Origin of the sequence: Helicobacter sp. NHP19-012 (assembly GCF_019703325.1) — a bacterium.
In the GTDB taxonomy this organism is placed as follows: domain Bacteria; phylum Campylobacterota; class Campylobacteria; order Campylobacterales; family Helicobacteraceae; genus Helicobacter; species Helicobacter gastrofelis.
In genome coordinates this window covers 1-1769 of sequence record NZ_AP024826.1, presented here as the reverse complement: position 1 = coordinate 1769, position 1769 = coordinate 1, and the positions used below count along the sequence as shown (strand labels likewise).

Genomic DNA, 1769 nt, shown 5'->3' with positions numbered 1-1769 from the left:
AGCATTTTTGTCATTAATTCTCACTAAGTGAAACAAAGGTTTCTTCTCTCCCCCTTGCATTTGCCACGCTAAGAAGCCGACCTAAAGCCAAAGACTTGAGAGCGTGGCAAATAAAACAAACCCACATGAACGCACAAGATAAAGCGTAAATAATCAGTTATTAAACCTTTAATAAAGACTTAATAAAGACTTAATAAAGACTTAATAAAAATTAATTAATAATTTAATTAATAATTTAATTAATAATTTAATTAATAATTTAATTAATAATTTAATTAATTGTTTAATTAATTGTTTAATTAATTTTTATATGTGTGAAAATGCAATGCGACCCCCCTAAAACTTTTTGAAACTAATCGCTAAATTTTGCCAAACCACTCCCTAAAACTGACCCCCCCCAAAGGGGTGTTTTTTTGGCTTAAGAAATGGGGTTTTTGGGGGCTTTCTATTTAACTAGATACCTATAGAAACAATTTTGATTTTACGCATGGAGTGTTTTAAGCCTTGCAAAGCCCCTATTTATGGGGTTTGGAGGGCGTTTAAGGTTTTCATTATTTGCGATAGGCTACCTTTTCAGTTACCACACAGAAAAGGACAGCTATGGATAGCATACCACAAGTAACCTTCTTTGACCCAAAAACCATACTAGACAAGCTAGCTCTAGAGCTTATAAGCCAAGTCTTAGCGGAGGAACTAGAGCCTTACCAAGACCACAAGTTACAAGCGGTGGAGCTTGACCTAATGGGGCGTTATAACGCCATAGGCGAGTATCCTAAAGCCGAACGATGCGCTGAATGTGGCAACCTTTTAAAGTTTGACAAGTATCGCAACCTAGAAACCGATAAGCTAGCCCGTGTGCTAGCATGGGCTAGATTTTGCAAAGTGAAATGGTGTCCTATGTGCATGTGGAGAAAAGCTAGAAAAGTCTTAGGCGAGTTAATCAGTGTTTTTAGCCAAATAGAGCAAGACTATAAAGCCGCCTATATCCTTTTGACCTTGACTACCAAGAATGCCCCCTTGAGCGAGCTAAGGGCATTATCTAAGCACATGTCGGTATCGTGGCGGCGATTAACACAGACCAAAGCATGGCGTAAGAGTGTTTGGGGCTTTATCCGCGCCCTTGAATACATGGGGGATAAAACCCCTAATGGGGAGTGCCATCTACACTACCATAGCTTGCTAGTAGTCCCACAGAGCTACTTTAGTGGCGGTAACTACATGACCCAAGCCGAATGGTGTGATATGTGGGAAAAGGCACTTAGAAGCGATTATAGACCCATTGTTGATATAAGAGGCATAAGACCCAAGTCCAAAGCAAAGTTACAGCCTACGAGCCTAAAAACGCCCTTAAACCCCGCATTGTTATCCGCCCTTGTTGAAGTCGTAAAATACATCATCAAGCCCACCAAGATAGCAGAGCTTGATAACGAGCAGTTTGCAACCCTAGATACCCAAGCCAAAGGGCTACGACAATACAACTTAGGCGGAATTGTGAAAGATATTAAGCCATTGCCCCCTGAAGAGCTAGACCCTAGCTTGTGGGAATTTGTAGAACGAGAATACTACAAGTGGGGCGGACAGAGCTATGAGCTTGAGAGAACGAACAAGTGAGAGAGAAAAAGAAATCCTTCACTCCACATAGCACCCCCGAAGGGGCAAACTACCGAGCGAACTTGTGAGTGTCCCTTTAGGGCGGTTAGTTTGCAAACTAGCCACCCCCATTAAAGGAGGACATTCGCCAAGCTCATTTGGATAGTTTGCCCTACGGG

The 1769-nt window shown here is 41.6% G+C and carries 1 protein-coding gene; it reads left to right on the top strand.

Annotated elements, in window-relative coordinates; genetic code table 11:
- Positions 1-600: 600 nt before the first annotated feature.
- Positions 601-1611 (top strand): protein rep, encoded by a 1011-nt coding sequence (locus K6J74_RS08260; protein ID WP_221272712.1) that lies wholly within the window; start codon positions 601-603, stop codon positions 1609-1611.
- Positions 1612-1769: the final 158 nt, after the last annotated feature.

What these genes read in the sequence shown, in the direction of transcription:
- K6J74_RS08260 (WP_221272712.1), top strand. Translation starts at nt 601, where the DNA reads ATGGATAGCATACCACAAGTAACCTTCTTTGACCCAAAAACCATACTA.